This is a genomic window from Peribacillus frigoritolerans (genome assembly GCF_040250305.1).
In the GTDB taxonomy this organism is placed as follows: domain Bacteria; phylum Bacillota; class Bacilli; order Bacillales; family DSM-1321; genus Peribacillus.
This window is the reverse complement of sequence record NZ_CP158190.1, coordinates 218,174-236,250: the sequence shown is the minus strand read 5'-3', so window position 1 is coordinate 236,250 and position 18,077 is coordinate 218,174. Positions and strand designations below refer to the sequence as shown.

Here is an 18,077-nt window from a genome sequence, read left to right as displayed (position 1 = left end):
TTATCCCTCCACACACACTTTAATTTAGTGATTTTGCATCTATTCCCATTGCACGCAGCATAGTCTGAAATTTAGCTGATGTTTCCGCAAGCTCTTCTTCTGGTTTGGATTCTGCAACCACCCCAGCCCCAGCGAATAATCGAAGAACTTGTCTCTCTACCTCCGCGCACCGGATGGTAACGACCCATTCCCCATCGCCTTCTGCATCGCACCAACCAACCATTCCTGTAAAAAAACCACGATCAAATGGTTCGATTTCCTGGATGGCTTCTCGTGCAAGGTCAGTCGGTGATCCACATACAGCAGGTGTCGGGTGAAGCGCAATCGCTAACTCCAATGACGAAGTTGCGGGATCATTGAGCTCACCTTTTACTTCCGTCGACAGATGCCACATGGTTTCGGTATGTATCACTGATGGTTTTTCCGGCACATCCATCGTTTTGAAAAATGGTCTCAGTGCATCAGCTACGGCATGGACAACAACTGCATGTTCATGCAGATCCTTAGAGGATGAAAGTAACTCGTCCGCTCTCCGCTTATCCTCGACAGGGTCATCACTCCTTGGTCTGGACCCTGCCAGAGGATTTGCCAAAACCTGTAATCCCGATCTTGAAACAAGCAATTCTGGGCTAGCCCCAATCAGCGTTTTCGAGCAGGGGGCATCACCTTTCCTCTTTACGCTTTGAGGTAAATCCACGGCAAAGGTATAACCATTCTTGTTATGCTGAGCTAGATTATGAAGTAACGGATTGATATTCACTGTTTCTGATGAAGTAAGATGCAACGTTCTTGATAGGACGATTTTGTCAAGATGGCCGCCTTTTATATACGTAAGGCCGCGTTCCACACCCTCCTTATACAGGGAAGGTTCGGGTACCGATTCCATTTGATAAGTTGGCTTCTTGGTTTCCATTGAAAGGCTGGTGTGATTATCTTGCAAAGGGACTGATGAACGTATGTTTTCAGGTACAATAAGTTGAGCGTCCTTTTGATGATCGAATGGTACAGCACCGGTTACCACTGGATTGGCATGCCCTTCCTCTTTTGCCTTGTTTAATGCAGCAGCCACTCTTGCGGAGAGACTTTTCATTTGATTTGCATTCTCGTCATCTCTTGGAACCGTTATGAAGGAACCTTTTCCCAATATTGTTCGGTATGGCGATGCAAGAAAAAAGTCACCAACCTCATACTCCTCCAACAGCTGTTTCTCCAATACGGCAGTAACGCCTTTAAACTTCATCATATTAAAACCCCTCCAAATTCACTTAATATTCAGACTCCATGCGGATGGTCGTGTTAAGCACCTAAAGTGGCGCCACCATCCACACATAAATTACTCATTGTAATGTGATTCGATTGATTGGATATGAAAAATAGGATAGCGTCTACTATATCAGTAGGCATGGCTATTTTTTTCAGTGGGATTCCTACCTTGAATGCTTCAGGCATACCATTTATGACAGCTTCGGCACCATTCTCGTCGTTCCACAAGGACCATTGCATCTCCGTGTCCGTAGATCCGGGGGAAACGATATTGCAGCGGATATTATATTGGGCCAGCTCCAACCCTAAACACTTCGTAAACATGACGGCAGCTGCCTTCGATGCCGCATAGGCAGCCAATGAGATTCGAGGGACACTTGCGGCATTCGATCCGACCGTGACAATCGCCCCTCTTTTTCTTGTCACCATGTATTTGCTCACTGAACGAGATACATTAAACACACCAGTGGAGTTGACTGCGAAAGTCTTAGCCCAATCTTGGTCACTGAATGACTCGATCATTCCAGTGCGCAACACTCCGGCAACATTGACCAGTGTCTCTATTGGACCAATATCATTCTCAATTCCATCAACAATGCGATCGATTGCATGACTGTCGCTCACATCCGCTGGAAAGGCATATACCTCCAAGCCTTGAGACTTCAATTCACTTACGTATTCATTAAGCTTTTCGGCATTATAATCAATGGCCGCCACAATAAGGCCAAGCTTGGCTAAAGCCTGAACCACGGCACCTCCAATACCTTGAGCACCTCCCGTTACAAGCGCAACCTTCCCTTTACATTCCAAAAAGTCCACCTTGACACTCCCTTTCCAAGTCAAAGAATTCGATGTATAGCAGCCAAATACAATCCCCTTGCAAACAGGGGCGGTACATGGCCTTAGCAAATGCTTAAAAAGTAAAATACCAATCAATAATGATAATCATTATCAATTGGAATCTACAGGTAATGATATATATTTATAACTTAATGGTCAAGTGCCCTCCACGGATTTACTGAGAAAGACCTATTTCTTACCCGGCACATTTCTCTTCAAAGCAAAACGCAAGGCCCTGTTAATCAAAGGCGGCAAAACTGAAAGATGCCCTTCCTCTTCAAACTCCTTGAATTGAACATTAACTCCGCTTTCCTTTAAGGATAATCGTTTTGATAACTCCAATGCATTTTCGTTCATGCCGCTTTTATGGGTGCCCTCCAGTTCACCCACGCCAAGCAATAAGGAAATATCACCATTTCCTTGATTCAATCGGGAAAGAAACTTCTCCTCCTCCTCATGGAACCACTTTTTGTTCCAATGGAGAGATGGGCTTCCAGCTATATATGTTTGGAAAGCATACGGTTTTTCAAAAAGAACATATAAAGCGAAAAGGCCGCCAAGGGAATGCCCGAAAAGCGATTGGCTATTGTGATCCACTTTATACCTTTTATCGATTTCCGGTTTTAAATCTTCTTCTATGAATTTCAGAAAGTCTTCCGCTCCTCCATGCGAAGGCCATGGACTTCCATCCGGTCTTACAGGTAACTCGCTAACTGCAACAGGCAGAGTGTAATCATAATAACGTTCAGAAGAAAATGGTCCATTGGTGGCATAACCAATGCCTACAATAATGGCGGGAACCACTCCTGACTTTTCCGGCCGGCGAGATTGCAACCGTACCGCCTCGACCATCGTTCCAAATACCGAATTGGCATCAAGCAAATAAATGACTGGATATCCCGAGGGTGGCGGCTCTTCCAATGGTTTTGATACAAAGATTTGGTATTCACGTTTCCCGGCACTCGACTGCATGGGAAACTGTTGAGTTCCTTTGATCGTAACCTCTGTACTGGCAGCAGTTTTGTCCATTACACTTTTGTCCATTTTTTTATGCATCATCTAAATGAATTCCCCCAACCTCTAATACTAGTAATTTTATTCAGGTGATTTTTAAAAGAATATAATTGAGAAAGATTACCACAACATCGATAATGATAATCTTTCTCAATGGATATATCAACCATACACCGATAATTTTTTCCTATCATTTTACAAAAAGCAGCATTCCCATCCCTTTTTACCCTGCTTTTCAAAGCCTTTTGGACATACCAAAGACATTACTTTGGAAAATTATTCTTGAAATAATAGAAAATTAATATTATATTAAATAACATGCGAAAGTGATAATGATAATCGTTATCAATATCACCCATCGTTATGTTAAGCTACTGTTAATTTCAACGGGCAAAGGAAGTGAAAATAGATTTTCTACCAATAAGGATTTGTTTTTCAATCCTATGAAGCAGCGATAAATGACATTTAATATATTCAAAAAGGGGAATCAACTAATGAAAAAGCAATTATTCGTACTTGGAATGGCAACAGTATTCAGTTTAGGACTTGGCGCTTGCGGTAATGCCGAAAAGACTTCCGAGGATGCTTCACAGAAGAGCAAAGTGACAGATACGGCGAAAAAAGAAGCAAAGACCCAAACCATCACGTATCTGGATAAGGAGTATACAATCCCAGCCAAAGTCACCAGTATCGCCACTGCTAGTTTGGAATCAATGGAGGATGCAGCCATATTGGGGATTAAACCTTCTGGTGTCGTTACTGTAGGTGGAGAAATACCTGAATATTTGGCTAATGACCTCGAAGGTGCTAAATCGATCGGTGAAAAAATGCAGCCGAACTATGAAACACTTCTTGGGATGAAACCTGATGTGATCATGTGGTCTTCTAAATCTCCAGCTAATGTGACGGAACAATTGGAAAAAGTGGCGCCAACATTCCCATATTCACATATTTCGACAAATTGGGAAGACAACTTGCGGTTAATGGCCAGCCTTACAGGTAAAAAAGATGAAGCCGAAAAAATCATCACAACCTATAATGATGACGCCGCAAAAGCAAAACTGGAACTCGGTGAAAAGCTGAAGGATAAAAAGGCATTAGTGGTGAGAATCCGGAACGGCAGCCTATTCCTATATCCTGAAGATGTGTATTTCAACCCAGTAATCTATAAAGATCTAGGCTTGACCGTCCCTGAAGAAATCAAGCCAATTAAAGCACAAGAAATGATTTCATTAGAAAAATTTGCAGAACTTGACCCAGATTATGTCTTCTTGCAATTCTCGGAAAGTGAAAATGCACAAAAACCGGAAGCGTTAAAAGATTTGGAAAACAACTCCATTTGGAAGAGCATCACGGCAGTAAAAGAAAATAAGGTGTTTGTAAACTCGGTTGATCCTCTTGCTCAAGGTGGAACGGCTTGGAGTAAAACAGCTTTCCTGAAGGCTGCAACGGAAGAATTAGCTAAATAAACAGTAAGGTGCGTTGATTGATATGGCAAAAACAAATTCATTACCAATAATAATTCTTTGTATGGCACCTTTATTGATTTGCTTCTCCATCGTATTATCGATTTTATATGGTGCCAAAAATATAGATTCCATAACGGTATGGAATGCCATTTTCCACTATGACTCTAGTAACGTTGACCATACGATCATTATGGCTTCTCGCTTGCCTAGAGTTTTGGGTGCCCTTCTCGTCGGGGCATTTTTAGCCATATCAGGAGCACTCATGCAGGGGATGACAAGAAATTATCTTGCATCCCCTTCAATCATGGGAGTGACGGATGGCTCTGCGTTCGTGATTACACTTTGTATGGTATTTACTCCAGGTATGTCTTCATTCCAAATGATCCTCTTTTCAATGTTAGGTTCTGCATTGGGAGCCGGAATTGTCTTTGGTTTTGGGTCGCTGCTTCCTAATGGATTATCACCAGTTCGATTAGCCATAATCGGAACTGTGATCGGGACATTTTTAAGCAGTATTTCTGCTGCCATAGCATCCTATTTCCAAATTTCCCAGAATGTAAGTTTTTGGTACAACTCGAGGTTGCACCAGATCGACCCCAATGTACTAAAATTGGCGATACCGTGTGGAATGGTGGGAATCATCCTCGCCCTATTCATCTCAAAATCCATTACGATATTATCTTTAGGCGAAGAAATTTCCATCAATTTAGGTCAGCGCACAAAAATAGTAAAAGCTGTGGCCCTCCTTTCCGTCATTTGCTTAACGGGAATCGCAGTGGCGCTTGTAGGGAAAATCGGTTTTGTTGGACTTATCATCCCCCACATCACCCGGTTTTTAATTGGGATCGATTATAAATGGATCGTTCCATGTGCAGGGGTAATCGGTGCGGTTTTTCTAGCTTTGTGCGATGTCTTGAGCCGGTTTGTTAATTATCCATTCGAAACCCCCATAGGAGTCGTTACTTCCCTGATCGGCATTCCTTTCTTCCTGTACTTAATAAGAACGAGAGGAGGAGAAAAGAATGGATAAGAATACTCGGTGGCGCTTCACCATCACGATGACCATCATTTTATGTTTAATCGTTATTACAAGTTATTTTAGTTTGATATCCGGTACATTCGACATGACCGTCAAAGCTGTCCTTCAGACCTTATTCAGGGTGAATCCAGTTTCCGATTTTGATTTGGTCATCTTCGATTTCAGGCTCCCCCGCATTGTGATCGCCGGTTTGGTGGGAGTGAGCTTAGGAATTGCTGGGACTGTCATTCAAGGGGTTACGAAAAATGGCTTGGCCGATTCCGGTATTCTCGGTATTAATGCCGGTGCTGGGACAGCCATTGTCATTTTCATGTTTTTCTATCAAGGTCAAAACAGCGGCTCGGACTGGTTCTCCATTATGAGTTTTCCGCTATTCGGTTTGGTGGGCGGGCTTTTGGCAGCCCTATTGATTTTCCTTTTCTCTTGGAAGAAAGGCACCCTGGACATGGGCCGCCTTTTACTGACCGGAATCGCCATAGGCTCGGCATTTGGTGCCCTTTCCTTATATTTATCATTAAAAATGAAATCAACCGATTTTGAAATGGCAACGGTTTGGCTCTCAGGAACGATATATGATGCGAACTGGAAATACATCGCATCCATGTTACCATGGATGATGGTCCTGATTCCGATTATTAAGAAAAAGGCGTATTTACTAGATTTGTATCAGTTGGAAGAATCGAGTGTTAAAAGTTTGGGGGTTTCTGTAGAAAAGGAAACGATCATCCTTTTACTCTGCAGCATCGGATTGGTGGGCGCCTCCGTTTCCGTATCGGGAAATATCGGATTCGTAGGTTTAATGGCTCCCCACATAGCGAAGCACCTTGTAGGTATCCATCACAATCAGGTCATCCCAGTATCGGGAGCAATTGGTGCACTGCTGGTGATTGCATCCGATTTTATCGCAAAAACAGTTTTTGCACCCGCTGAATTGCCAGTCGGGATCGTCATCTCAATTATTGGTGTCCCATATTTTCTTTATTTACTAATTAAAGCTAAAGCGTAGAAGGAGAGATGATCAGTGAGTATTCTCCGTATGGAAAATCTAGAAACGAATTACGAGAAATTCACGGTGTTCAAAGACTTGAACTTGGAAATAAAAGAAGGCCTGGTCACTACCATCATTGGTCCTAATGGCTGTGGTAAATCCACATTACTGAAAACGATAGGCCGCATTCTAAAACAAAAGAGCGGAAGCGTTTTTTTACAAGGTCAGGATTTACATAAGATCCATACGAAGCAAATTGCCAAGCACTTGGCACTACTTCCCCAAAACCCGGTTGCACCAGCCCAATTGAAGGTAGAGGAGCTTATTTCATATGGAAGGTATCCGCACCGCAATAATGTAAATAAATTAACGAAAGAAGATAAAGAAACGATTGAATGGGCCATGGATATCACCAAAACCCTTTCATTTAGAAACCGGGAGATCACAAATCTTTCCGGTGGTCAAAGACAAAAAGTTTGGCTAGCAATGGCTTTAGCACAGAAAACGGAGATTTTATTATTGGATGAGCCGACCACCTACCTTGATATGGCTCATCAACTAGAGGTTTTGCAAATAGTTGATAAACTTAATAAAGAACAAAAAATAACGACTGTCATGGTGCTGCATGATATTAACCATGCGTCCCGGTTTTCACATGAAATCATAACGATGAAGGAAGGAGAAATCGTTAAAATCGGTACCCCCAGCGAAATCATTACACCTCCCGTTTTAGAAGAAGTCTTTCGTATTCATGCAAGGGTTATGATAGATCCTGCCAATGGGGCACCCGTTTGTTTTGGTTATGACAATTTATCACAGCAAGAAGTATATAAAGAAGCCGTTTTATCCAAATAAAGATGCAGCATAAAAAAGGGATGTCGACATTGTCGACATCCCTTTTTTGACACGTTTTATAGTTTTTCCAACTGGATGATATCTGGTGTATTTTGTTTCTGGATCCCTGACTTTTGCAATTTCACTGCCGTTCCTTCAGGTAAGTTAGTGAATATAATAGGAGTGACCGTTGATGGGGCATTCCGTTTTATGAAATCTAAATCAATTTCCAAAAGAGGTGTTCCTTTTGTTATTCTTTGACCTTCTTGCACAAGAGATGTAAACCCTTCTCCATTTAATTTAACTGTATCTAAACCAACATGGATCAGAATTTCCAGACCATTATCCATTTTCAATCCCAGTGCATGATTTGTCGGGAAGATACTTAGCACTTCCCCATCGATTGGAGATACTAGTTTTCCGTTGACTGGCTCGATAGCAAAGCCATCCCCCATCATTTTCATGGCAAACACTTGATCGGGAACTTGTTCTATCGGTAAAACGGTTCCTTCAATTGGAAGGACAAAGTCATTTGCACCCAAAGCTTGGTTTTCCTCTACTATATCCTCTGCCACTTGTGCAGATGGAGCTGCTTTCACTTGGCTTGGGTCGACGCCATTCTTGACAAGTTGTTTCATTGCATTTGCAACGAATTCAACATTCGTTCCAACAATGACCTGCACACTCGATTTATTCAACTTCATGACACCGCGCGCACCATGCCGTTTTAAGGCTGCTTCATTCACATTACCTGAATCGGCCACTTGTAAACGCAAGCGTGTTGCACAGTTATCAATTAGCTTTATATTCTCTTTACCGCCAAGATCTTGAATGAAAAGCGATCCCATATCGGTATATTTATCCCCTGTTTTCACAATAGTTTCTTCTTCCACTTCTTCCTCATCGTCTTCACGGCCAGGTGTTTTTAAATCCATGATCTTGATGACAAAATAGAAAATCACGAAGTAAACTGCCGCGTATACCAATCCAATCGGTATTAACCATAGCGGTTTTTGCGCAATACCAAAGTTCAAGATATAATCAATCGCTCCTGCGGAGAATCCAAAACCATGATGGATATCCAATATAACAGCAAGTGCCAGCGAGACCCCTGTTAAAAGGGCATGTATTACATATAGCACCGGTGCGATGAACATGAACAGAAATTCAATCGGTTCAGTGATTCCTGTAAGGAAAGAAGTGAAAGCTAACCCAACAAGCATCCCCGTCACCAATTTACGTTTCTCTTTCTTAGCAGCTGCTATCATCGCTAATGCCGCAGCTGGAAGACCGAACATCATGATCGGGAAAAAGCCGGTCATGAAGGGCCCAGCAGTCGGGTCCCCTGCGAAGAAACGATTTATATCACCTGTCGCTCCATTGTACTCACCAAAGACGAACCAAACCATACTATTCAAGACATGATGCAGTCCTACTGGAAGCAATAAGCGATTCAATACGCCGAATACGCCGGCACCCAATGCCCCTGCACCTGTAATCCAGTCTCCAACACTATTGATTACGTCTTGAATCGGCGGCCAAACAAAACCGAATATTGCCGCAAGTATAATCATCGCAAGCGAAGTGATGATCGGGACGAATCGTTTCCCTGAAAAGAATCCAAGCCATTCAGGGAGTCTTATGTCGGAGTATCTATTATATAGAAGAGCGGCAACTATACCGGATATAATACCGCCTAAAACAGCCATGTTGATATCTTTATTAATCGCTTGTGTACCATTCGTTAAAACAAAGTAACCAACAAGACCTGCCAATGCCGCTGCACCGCTTCCATCTTTGGATAATCCAATCGCTATACCTAAAGCGAACAATATGGCAAGATTATCAAAAATAGCTTGTCCCGAGGCAGCCATAAAAGGAATATTAAGTAAATCCGGTTGCCCTAAACGAAGCAATAAAGCCGCTGCTGGCAAAACAGCAATCGGTAACATTAAAGCCTTACCTATCTTTTGTAAAAAATTTAACATCGAACTCATCTCCCTTGTTCCTAACTTCTTTTGATTCAGCAGAACGAAAAGACGTATAAAGCGTTTTCATTTTATCAATATAATAACTTTTCTTTGGCTTATACTAGCACAGAAAATATATAGATGTCTATACCAATTCACTTAAAAATATACTATATTCTTCGAAAATAAAGCGAAAAATGCTTTTTTATTCCTGATACACCCTAACTGGTCTAGACAACTTTTAATAAAAACGATAAAATGAGGGCAAAATATATGAGACTCATTCATTAAGTTTTACTTTCATAAAGGAGATTATGTATGAAAACATTCATTATTAATAATCTAATAGTTCATAGCGAAAAGGAAACATACAAAAATGGGTATATTAAAGTCGTGGATGGAAAAATTACCGAAGTTGGTCCAGTCAGCCAATACAAACAGGACGATGATGCCAAGGTAATTACTCTTTCACCGGATTATCAGGTAATTCCCGGTGCAATCGACATCCACATTCACGGAGCATCCAATTCTGATGCAATGGATGCCACACATGAAGCATTATCCACAATGGCAGAGACTCTTCCCAAAGAAGGAACCACCAGCTTTCTGGCCACTACAATGACTCAATCTACCGAAGCCATTGAATCAGCACTTCTTAATGCTGGTAAATATATCGAAAATCAATCTCAAGAACACGCTGAAATAATTGGAATCCATTTAGAAGGTCCTTTCATTTCACCGGTCCGTAAAGGAGCACAGCCTGAAGAGCATATCGTTGACCCTGATGTCACTCTATTTAAAAGGTGGCAGAAAATGGCAGAAAATCAAATCAAGCTTGTAACGCTTGCTCCTGAACAACCAAACGGATTAGATCTTGCCGCTCACTTAAAGGCAACTGGCGTCGTCGCTTCCATTGGACACTCAGATGCAACATATGACCAAATCGATGAAGCAATCCAAGCAGGGACTACCCACGTTACACATCTTTATAATGGGATGCGGGGACTCCATCACCGTGAACCTGGTGTTTTGGGAGCTGCTTATCTTCGAGACGAGCTATATGTTGAACTTATCGCTGACGGCATTCACTGCAGGCCGGAAATGATCAAACTGGCATATAACCAAATTACCAGCGAACGCATGATCTTGATAACGGACTCACTTCGTGCCAAATGGCTTGAAAAGGGAACCTATGATTTAGGTGGTCAGCCTGTTAATGTTGACGAAACGAGAGCAACGCTTTCAGATGGTACACTAGCCGGCAGTATCTTGAAAATGAACGATGCCATCAAGAACACAATGGAATATACCGATTGTTCCATGACTGACATTATAAAAATGACGGCGGAAAACCCTGCCAAACAGCTTCGGATTTTTGACAGAAAAGGAAGCATCCAGGTCGGCAAAGACGCCGATCTTGTAATATTGAATGACCGCTTGGACGTTGAAATGACGTTCTGCAGAGGAAATTTAGCTTTTAAAAAGGAGAATGTATAATGAATATCATACAAGTGCAGGACTACATGGAAATGAGCCGGACAGCCGCAGAAATAGTGATCGGAAAAGTGAAAGGAAATCCAAATATCAAATTGGGCCTTGCAACAGGCGGTACCCCTAAAGGAATGTACGATAATTTGATTGAAGATCACGTGCGTAATCATACTTCTTACGAAAATGTAACGTCTTTTAATCTTGACGAGTATATCGGCTTAAAACCAAATGATCCAAACAGCTACCATTATTATATGGATGACTCCTTATTCAATCACATCAATATAAATAAAGAGAGCACTCACCTGCCAAACGGCACAGCAGATGACACCAACGGAGAATGTAAACGATATGATGAAATAATTGATTCCGCGGGAGGGATTGATCTTCAGATACTTGGCATTGGGCAAAATGGCCATATTGGTTTTAATGAACCCGGAACTTCCTTCACATCCGGTACACATGTCGTGACACTCGAAGAATCCACGCGTCAAGCGAATGCACGTTATTTCGATTCCATAGACGAAGTTCCTACACATGCCGTTACGATGGGCATTTCAACAATCATGAAAAGCAAAGAAATTCTGTTGCTGATATCTGGTGAAGAAAAAGCCGAAACACTGAAGAAATTGATACACGGTGACATTTCAGAGGAATTCCCTGCTTCTATCCTAAAAAAACATAATAATGTTACAATTATCGCAGACCAAAAAGCATTATCCGGTGTGATAATACCCTAAAGGAGCGAAAGTCGATGATTGATAAAAACTCACCTCTTCCGATTTATTTTCAAATCGAAGAACAAATAAAAAAACAAATAGAAAACGGTGAGTTCCAAGCGCACGATGCCCTTCCATCTGAACGTGAATATGCCGAGCAATTCGGAATTAGCCGGATGACAGTCCGGCAAGCCATAAATAATTTGGTGAATGACGGATACTTATACCGTCAAAAAGGAAGGGGAACCTTTGTCGCCGATAAGAAGTTGGAGCAGCAGCTCAATGGGTTGACCAGTTTTACCGAGGACATGAAAGCCAGGGGATTGAATCCAAGCAGTAAGCTGCTGAGCTTTGAAATCATTCCGGCTGATAAGAAGATTGCCAGTGAATTGCACATTTCCCTTTATGCTCCCGTTTATGAAATAAAACGCATTCGGTTGGCTGATGATGTTCCAATGGCGCTCGAGACCGTGTACATGTCTGCCAATTTAATTAAAGGATTAACTGAAGAAATCATTAACCTTTCTCTTTACCAATATGTGGAGAACTACGTTAAACTTAAAATAGACTATGCTACACAAACGTTGGAATCATCGATTGCTTCTGAATTAGAAGTCACCCATTTAGCGATTCCAAAGCACTCACCCATATTATTCATTCAAAGGCATACGTTCCTAATAGATGGAACTCCCCTTGAATATGTTAAATCGGCTTATCGTGCGGACAGGTACAAGTTCAGTATCAATATAAGCAGATAAAATTGAATATTTTCAACCGGAGGGTGTCACATATATGAACTCATACTTTGAAGAAGTACAGGCTTTACTCACAATTGTGGAAGAACAGGAAAAGCAATCAATTAAGGAATCTGTGGAACATATCACAAAAGCAGTGATGTCAGATGGAATCATCCATCTATTCGGAAGCGGACACTCTCATATTTTGACCGAAGAGGTATTCTACCGGGCAGGTGGGTTAGCCGCAATTCGTCCTATTTTCGTTGAAGATTTGATGCTTTTTAAGGGTGCATCAAGATCATCCCAACTTGAACGGCAAAATGACCTATCAGAAAAATTCATGCATGCGGAGGATATCCGTCCTGGTGATGTCTGTATCGTCATTTCATCATCCGGCGTAAATCCCGTTCCCATAGATGTCGCCACTATCGCCAAAGAAAAAGGGGCCTTCGTCATTGGACTAACATCACCGGAGTATGCAAAAATTTGTTCTTCACGGCATAAACAGAAGCATTATCTCCACGATGTCGTTGATTTGGTCATAGACAATCATATTGCCAAAGGTGACACATTACTGAAATCAAATAATATACCTTTTGGTTCTGGATCGACTGTGGTCGGGGCCGTTCTCCTCAATATGATTTTCACGCAAGTCATCCAAACGATTATTGAATCAGGAGAGACCCCTCCCGTATTCCTAAGCAGTAATATCGAAGGGGCAGATGAACACAATCAAAAGATCATCGCGAAATATAAAACAAGAATCCCCCAATTATGAATCGATTTAGCCAAAAAGGAATACATAATTAAAGAAGGCATCCATTCGGATGCCTTCTTACTGCAGACAAACTCGAGGAAAAGCGAGTTTGTCTGCAGTTTTTTTATTTGATTATATTTAGTTGATTTCAGCCGGAGCCCAGTTATTCGTCATCGGAGCTTTTTTTCGACCGTTCACGATTTTATTCGACCTACCACGCACTTTATTCGACCGTTCACGGTTTTATTCGACCTGCCACGCACTTTATTCGACCGTTCACGATTTTATTCGACCTGCCACGCACTTTATTCGACCGTTCACGGTTTTATTCGACCTACCACGCACTTTATTCGACCGTTCACGGTTTTATTCGACCTACCACGCACTTTATTCGACCGTTCACGGTTTTATTCGACCTACCACGCACTTTATTCGACCGTTCACGGTTTTATTCGACCTACCACGCACTTTATTCGACCGTTCACGGTTTTATTCGACCTGCCACGCACTTTATTCGATCTAGGGAGGTTCCATCCATTCAAGAACCCCCATTCAGTCGAAAAACTGAAGGCATCCATGCGGATGCCTTCTTTAATCTAAGTTTATTCCTTATTTTTCAAAAACGGCCACCAATTCGCTTTTCCGAACGTCGCAACCATAACCGGGATAAACAATGGCAATATGACAAACGCATATAAAGCAAGCCCCACCAATATTAAAGTGGCTATCTCCAAGAGCGATAAAACTCCTGCTGGCATCATGGCAGCAAAGGTTCCGCCCAGAATGACAGCCGCCGAGATGATCACCGTTCCCATTTTTCTCATGGACAGTAACATCGCTTCCTTGACCGGTTTATCTTTCCATTCGTTAAAGCGATCCATCAAGAAAATGCTATAGTCAATTCCAAGAGCAATCAAGATGACGAAAGCAAAGAAAGGAACTGCCCAGCCGATGCCGGCGTAACCGAGAATATTAACAAAAATCAACTCGGTAATGGCTGCCGCTGTATAATAAGTCAAAACGAGCGACACAATCAAATAGACCGGCATGACCAGGGATCGCAGCATGAAAAAGAGAATGATTGCGATACCCGACAGCATCAAAACAACCGTCCGTGAGAAATCCTCCCCAGACATCATGCCCAAGTCATGATGTGTACTTGTGATTCCCCCTATCGCCACTTGCGCATTTTCTAGCTTTGTATCTTTCGTTACTCTTTCAACGGTTGCCTCAATCGAATCGATTTGCTCGATCGCTTCATTGGAATATGGATTCGCCTTGAACACCACATCCATGGTCATGGTTTTACCGTCTTCAGATAAATACGCATTCAATGCTTCCCCGAATTCTTCGCTTTCGACTACTTCTTTGGAAATGTACATGCCTGTTACCGTTTTATCAGTTTTTGCCAGCCCTGATAAATAACCCTGTGCGGACGATAGTCCATCATGGACTTCATTCAGACCATTCGCACTTTCATTTAAGCCATCCGTCAAATCAGTAAGTTGCCCGCCGAGGCTTGAAAAACCATTTAGGAGTTCTTGCTGCCCATTACTTAAGCTGGTAAGCCCTCCTTTAAATCCTGACAGATTATTTATGACTTCCCCCTGACCATTGGCCATCGTGCTTAGACCTTTTTGTAAAGTGTCAACACCTGAAATCAATTGGTTCAGGCCCTCTCCAAGAGAGGTTTGACCATTTACGATTTGGGCCATATTTTCGTTCGCCGTATTCAAACCTCCAGACACTGAACCAAGATTCCTATTGAGCTCGGAAAGGCCTGCTGCCATGGGCTCCAAGCCACCCTGTGCCCCTTGCACTGTTTGCTTGATCGTTTGATAGGACTGATCCGCCTGTAATTCTGGATGAGTGGCTTCCATTTGCTCAAAGGAAGGATTTAAACCAGCAAGGCTTTGTGATACGCCCGTAAGATTAGTTTGAATCTCTTTGTATCCACCTGTGAGCTCACTTAACCCATCAGCTGATTGTTTATAGCCTTCGAGGAGCTGTCCGCTTCCGGTGGCGAGCTTCTCCAAGTTTGCCTTGATCTCATTCAGTCCGTTTTTTATATCCCCAGTACCTGAAGAACCATCGCGAATGCCTGCTTCAATGCTTGTTAACGCCTTCTCCACCTGGCCTACGCCGCTCTTTAATTCATTGGTCCCGGTAATGAGACCACCTATTCCGTCCGTCGCTTGCTTCAACCGCGGTCCTGAATCTGAAAGCTCACTGCCTGCCGTTTTTAATCCATCACTGATTTGTTTAATGCCTTCATTTCCTTCCCCGATTCCCTTTTCCAAAGTTTCGGCCTGGTTCGCTACAAATAAGTCCTTAATCGGTTCACCTGTCGGGCGGGTCATGGATCGAACTACATCGACTTCATCCACCTTGACGACTTCCTGGCTGATTTTTTCAGCAAGCGCGACGTATTCTTCCGAATCCATGCGTTCGTCATTCTTTATGATAATCTGTGTTGGCATGGATTGTCCCGGTCCGAATTCATCGGAAATGATATTAAATGCCATGATGGAAGGAACATCATCACCCGCTTCTTCAAGGGAGTTATATGAAATCTTCCCATCATACATAAACAAAAAGGGAACACAGACGATTGCAACTATCATCAACGCCAACAATGGGCGGTTCATGGAGAAGTTACCGAGAATTCCCCATAGTTTACTTTCACTATGCGCAAGTTTCCCTTTTGCCGGCCAGAATAGCTTTTTGCCAAGAACCGCCATGAAAAATGGAACGATCGTATAAAGGGCGATCATTAAAATGAAAACCCCTATGGCAACGGCCGCCGCAGATTGATAGAGCTTAAAAGTTGAAAAACCGATTGCCGCAAAGCCAATCATTACAGTCAGCCCACTGAAGAAGACCGTCTTACCCGCAGTTCGGTATGTCTCGACGATCGCTTCAGGCAAGGACTCCTGTGACGATAGCTCTTCCTTGAAACGGCTAAGCAGCAGGATGCAATAATCAGTCCCGATTCCAAATAAAATACCTACCAGGAATATTTGGGTGTAAGACGAAATCGGAAAGTCCCATTTATCCACCAGGAATGAGACGATGGATTGTGAACATAAATAAGTGAAACCTACCGTTACCAACGGAATGATCGGTGCCACCACTGAACGGAAGACTATCAGCAATACAGTCAGAATGAAGACAACCGTGATGCCTTCAGTTTTCTTCAGCCCTTCTTGGGAATTGGCATTAAGATCTTCATCGATCATCCAGCTGCTTGTGTAATAATGATCGACATCCACTTGCTCCAGTTCTTTATAAAGGGCATCTATCACTTCCTTAGCTTCTCGGTCCCCCTTGACCATCGTGATGGATGTCAAAACCGTTGTTTCATTCTCCGAGACCAACTGACCTTTTAGCGAGGGCTCTTTAAAATGGGTCATGACCTCTTTGATGCCAAGCTCTGCTTTATTCTTTTCAAGGTTTTGGATCGCTATCTCAATCTCTTTCAATTCCGAGGAAGACAGCTTCTTATCACCATGAAATACGAGGGCCACTTGTGACTCATCCTTATCCTGGATCTCTTTCATTAGCTCATTGGCCATCCCAGAGGAGTACTCTGCCGGTACATCCAGCTGTCCCTTATTCCGGACAAGGTCCGCCATATTCGGTGCAGCAAACAATAAACCTGCCGTAATTGCAACCCAAGCGATAATGACCAGCCATCTTCCCTTTATGATCCCCCTCATTATATTCCCTCCCATTCCTCATTCTTCATTTGAATGAAAATTTGTGAAAGCTTCTCATATGTATCAAGGAATCCTACGATCTCTTCATAATCGAATTTCGTCATGATGCTCTCTACCAACTTATGAATCTTATTTTCCGTTTCCTGTAACAATGCTTCCCCCACTTTTGAAAGCTTCAAGTGAAAGACCCTTCGGTCAACCAGGTCCTGTTCCCGTTCTATCAATCCTTTGCCTTCCAGCCTATTGATGTTGGATGTGACGGCACTCTTATTAATATAAAAGGCATCACTGATTTCCGTCGATGTACACAACCGCTGTTGTTGAATGAACCGTAAAGTATAGTATTGTTCGTTCGTCAGCACATCACAAATCTGATCTTTTATTAGAAGCTCCCCCATCTTATTGACATTGAAAGACACCTTCATATATCGATCAATCAATCCAGTAACTTTTTCATTAGTCATCGTTGCACCTCCCAAAAAGTAGTTCAGTCATTTAACTATATGTAGATTACTATTGTTTTATTTATTATGTCAATCCCATGACAGTTTATTATTTCCAGTTTAACTTATGGTAAATAAGGGAAAACCCAAAGTAAGCAAATAATCTACTATTCTAAAGGAGGAAATATAAATGACTCAATCAACTATCGAAACTCAAACGAATAGCAAACTTTTAAAAGGGATTCTAATCGGGGGGCTTGTTGGTGGTGCGTTGACCTTACTTGACTCCAACACAAGAAATAAAGTAAAGCGTTCAGCCGTCCTTTTAAAAGACAACTCCATGAATATGTTTGAACAGGTCAAGGAAAACCCTGGCGAAATGAAGGAACAGATGGTATCAGGAGTCAAAGGGGCAACCGAAACGATTAAAGAAGCAATCAGTGACGTCGAAACATTATATGAAACCGTCAATGAAGACGTGGTTGGTAAAGTATCGGAAGTAAAGGATATCTCCACTGATGCCCTTGGTACAGCGAAGGAAGCAACAAGTGAATTAAAAGACATCAGTTCAAAGGTGGTCGTTGCCGGTAAACAGCTGAAAGAAACGCCATCACAATCATTGAAATCCGATAATGATAAAGGTGAAAAAGAGAGTGATGAAATCGTTAAAAAATCTGGATTATCCAATCAAAAATCAATTTCATCCAACTTCTAATATATAAAAAAGCTGAAGCGTTATGCCTCAGCTTTTTTTTGTAGAGAAAATGGGCCCAACATATGACCCAAAGCAACAC

Annotated in this window: 15 protein-coding genes; 9 read left to right on the top strand and 6 right to left on the bottom strand. The window is 42.3% G+C overall.

Annotation, left to right across the window (positions count from 1 at the left end; translation table 11 throughout):
• Nucleotides 1-19 precede the first annotated feature (19 nt).
• From dhbC to ABOA58_RS01265, 3 genes are all read right to left on the bottom strand, one after another.
• Complete coding sequence (gene dhbC / locus ABOA58_RS01275) at nt 20-1,243, bottom strand: isochorismate synthase DhbC (RefSeq protein WP_350300927.1); 1,224 nt, start codon at nt 1,241-1,243, stop codon at nt 20-22.
• Nucleotides 1,244-1,296: 53 nt separating this feature from the next.
• Nucleotides 1,297-2,082 carry a 2,3-dihydro-2,3-dihydroxybenzoate dehydrogenase gene (locus tag ABOA58_RS01270; RefSeq protein ID WP_350300926.1) on the bottom strand — a complete coding sequence of 262 codons (786 nt, stop codon included), beginning with the start codon at nt 2,080-2,082 and terminating at the stop codon, nt 1,297-1,299.
• A gap of 210 nt (nt 2,083-2,292) precedes the next feature.
• On the bottom strand, nt 2,293-3,162 hold the full coding sequence (locus tag ABOA58_RS01265) for an alpha/beta hydrolase (RefSeq protein ID WP_350300925.1): 870 nt from the start codon (nt 3,160-3,162) through the stop codon (nt 2,293-2,295).
• 449 nt (nt 3,163-3,611) lie between these two features.
• Between ABOA58_RS01265 and ABOA58_RS01260 the strand changes: the two genes are divergently transcribed.
• Genes ABOA58_RS01260 through ABOA58_RS01245 form a run of 4 tightly spaced genes read left to right on the top strand, consistent with a single transcriptional unit; the run spans nt 3,612 to nt 7,468 of the window.
• Nucleotides 3,612-4,586, top strand: a complete 975-nt coding sequence (locus ABOA58_RS01260) for an iron-hydroxamate ABC transporter substrate-binding protein (protein WP_350300924.1) — start codon at nt 3,612-3,614, stop codon at nt 4,584-4,586.
• Nucleotides 4,587-4,608: 22 nt separating this feature from the next.
• Entirely contained in the window at nt 4,609-5,616 is a 1,008-nt protein-coding gene (locus ABOA58_RS01255; protein ID WP_350300923.1) for a FecCD family ABC transporter permease, read from the top strand.
• Nucleotides 5,609-6,631 (top strand): FecCD family ABC transporter permease, encoded by a 1,023-nt coding sequence (locus ABOA58_RS01250; protein ID WP_350300922.1) that lies wholly within the window; start codon nt 5,609-5,611, stop codon nt 6,629-6,631. The genes ABOA58_RS01255 and ABOA58_RS01250 overlap by 8 nt, the downstream gene beginning before the upstream one ends.
• A gap of 15 nt (nt 6,632-6,646) precedes the next feature.
• On the top strand, nt 6,647-7,468 hold the full coding sequence (locus ABOA58_RS01245; protein WP_350300921.1) for an ABC transporter ATP-binding protein: 822 nt from the start codon (nt 6,647-6,649) through the stop codon (nt 7,466-7,468).
• A 56-nt stretch (nt 7,469-7,524) separates the two neighbouring features.
• Here the strand turns inward: ABOA58_RS01245 and nagE are convergent, their stop codons facing one another.
• Nucleotides 7,525-9,435 carry an N-acetylglucosamine-specific PTS transporter subunit IIBC gene (gene nagE / locus ABOA58_RS01240; RefSeq protein WP_350300920.1) on the bottom strand — a complete coding sequence of 637 codons (1,911 nt, stop codon included), beginning with the start codon at nt 9,433-9,435 and terminating at the stop codon, nt 7,525-7,527.
• A gap of 300 nt (nt 9,436-9,735) precedes the next feature.
• Between nagE and nagA the strand changes: the two genes are divergently transcribed.
• From nagA to ABOA58_RS01220, 4 genes are read left to right on the top strand one after another with little or no spacing between them, the layout of a single operon-like run.
• On the top strand, nt 9,736-10,914 hold the full coding sequence (gene nagA, locus ABOA58_RS01235; protein ID WP_350300919.1) for an N-acetylglucosamine-6-phosphate deacetylase: 1,179 nt from the start codon (nt 9,736-9,738) through the stop codon (nt 10,912-10,914).
• The gene (gene nagB, locus ABOA58_RS01230) at nt 10,914-11,648 is read left to right on the top strand and encodes a glucosamine-6-phosphate deaminase (protein ID WP_350300918.1); all 735 of its coding nucleotides are present in this window, start codon (nt 10,914-10,916) and stop codon (nt 11,646-11,648) included. Before nagA ends, nagB begins: the two co-directional genes overlap by 1 nt.
• Nucleotides 11,649-11,662: 14 nt before the next feature.
• Entirely contained in the window at nt 11,663-12,385 is a 723-nt protein-coding gene (locus ABOA58_RS01225; RefSeq protein ID WP_350300917.1) for a GntR family transcriptional regulator, read from the top strand.
• A 34-nt stretch (nt 12,386-12,419) separates the two neighbouring features.
• Nucleotides 12,420-13,142, top strand: coding sequence for an SIS domain-containing protein (locus ABOA58_RS01220; protein WP_350300916.1), 723 nt, complete (start codon nt 12,420-12,422; stop codon nt 13,140-13,142).
• Between the two features lie 581 nt (nt 13,143-13,723).
• Here ABOA58_RS01220 and ABOA58_RS01215 read toward each other — a convergent pair.
• Nucleotides 13,724-16,840, bottom strand: a complete 3,117-nt coding sequence (locus ABOA58_RS01215) for an MMPL family transporter (RefSeq protein ID WP_350300915.1) — start codon at nt 16,838-16,840, stop codon at nt 13,724-13,726.
• Nucleotides 16,840-17,304, bottom strand: coding sequence for a MarR family winged helix-turn-helix transcriptional regulator (locus ABOA58_RS01210; RefSeq protein WP_350300914.1), 465 nt, complete (start codon nt 17,302-17,304; stop codon nt 16,840-16,842). The genes ABOA58_RS01215 and ABOA58_RS01210 overlap by 1 nt, the downstream gene beginning before the upstream one ends.
• A 169-nt stretch (nt 17,305-17,473) precedes the next feature.
• Here ABOA58_RS01210 and ABOA58_RS01205 point away from each other — a divergent pair, with 169 nt between their 5' ends.
• Nucleotides 17,474-17,998, top strand: a complete 525-nt coding sequence (locus ABOA58_RS01205; RefSeq protein WP_350300913.1) for a YtxH domain-containing protein — start codon at nt 17,474-17,476, stop codon at nt 17,996-17,998.
• Nucleotides 17,999-18,077 lie beyond the last annotated feature (79 nt).

What these genes read in the sequence shown, in the direction of transcription:
- dhbC (WP_350300927.1), bottom strand. Translation starts at nt 1,243, where the DNA reads ATGATGAAGTTTAAAGGCGTTACTGCCGTATTGGAGAAACAGCTGTTG.
- ABOA58_RS01265 (WP_350300925.1), bottom strand. Translation starts at nt 3,162, where the DNA reads ATGATGCATAAAAAAATGGACAAAAGTGTAATGGACAAAACTGCTGCC.
- ABOA58_RS01260 (WP_350300924.1), top strand. Translation starts at nt 3,612, where the DNA reads ATGAAAAAGCAATTATTCGTACTTGGAATGGCAACAGTATTCAGTTTA.
- ABOA58_RS01255 (WP_350300923.1), top strand. Translation starts at nt 4,609, where the DNA reads ATGGCAAAAACAAATTCATTACCAATAATAATTCTTTGTATGGCACCT.
- ABOA58_RS01250 (WP_350300922.1), top strand. Translation starts at nt 5,609, where the DNA reads ATGGATAAGAATACTCGGTGGCGCTTCACCATCACGATGACCATCATT.
- nagE (WP_350300920.1), bottom strand. Translation starts at nt 9,435, where the DNA reads ATGTTAAATTTTTTACAAAAGATAGGTAAGGCTTTAATGTTACCGATT.
- nagA (WP_350300919.1), top strand. Translation starts at nt 9,736, where the DNA reads ATGAAAACATTCATTATTAATAATCTAATAGTTCATAGCGAAAAGGAA.
- nagB (WP_350300918.1), top strand. Translation starts at nt 10,914, where the DNA reads ATGAATATCATACAAGTGCAGGACTACATGGAAATGAGCCGGACAGCC.
- ABOA58_RS01225 (WP_350300917.1), top strand. Translation starts at nt 11,663, where the DNA reads ATGATTGATAAAAACTCACCTCTTCCGATTTATTTTCAAATCGAAGAA.
- ABOA58_RS01220 (WP_350300916.1), top strand. Translation starts at nt 12,420, where the DNA reads ATGAACTCATACTTTGAAGAAGTACAGGCTTTACTCACAATTGTGGAA.
- ABOA58_RS01215 (WP_350300915.1), bottom strand. Translation starts at nt 16,840, where the DNA reads ATGAGGGGGATCATAAAGGGAAGATGGCTGGTCATTATCGCTTGGGTT.
- ABOA58_RS01210 (WP_350300914.1), bottom strand. Translation starts at nt 17,304, where the DNA reads ATGACTAATGAAAAAGTTACTGGATTGATTGATCGATATATGAAGGTG.
- ABOA58_RS01205 (WP_350300913.1), top strand. Translation starts at nt 17,474, where the DNA reads ATGACTCAATCAACTATCGAAACTCAAACGAATAGCAAACTTTTAAAA.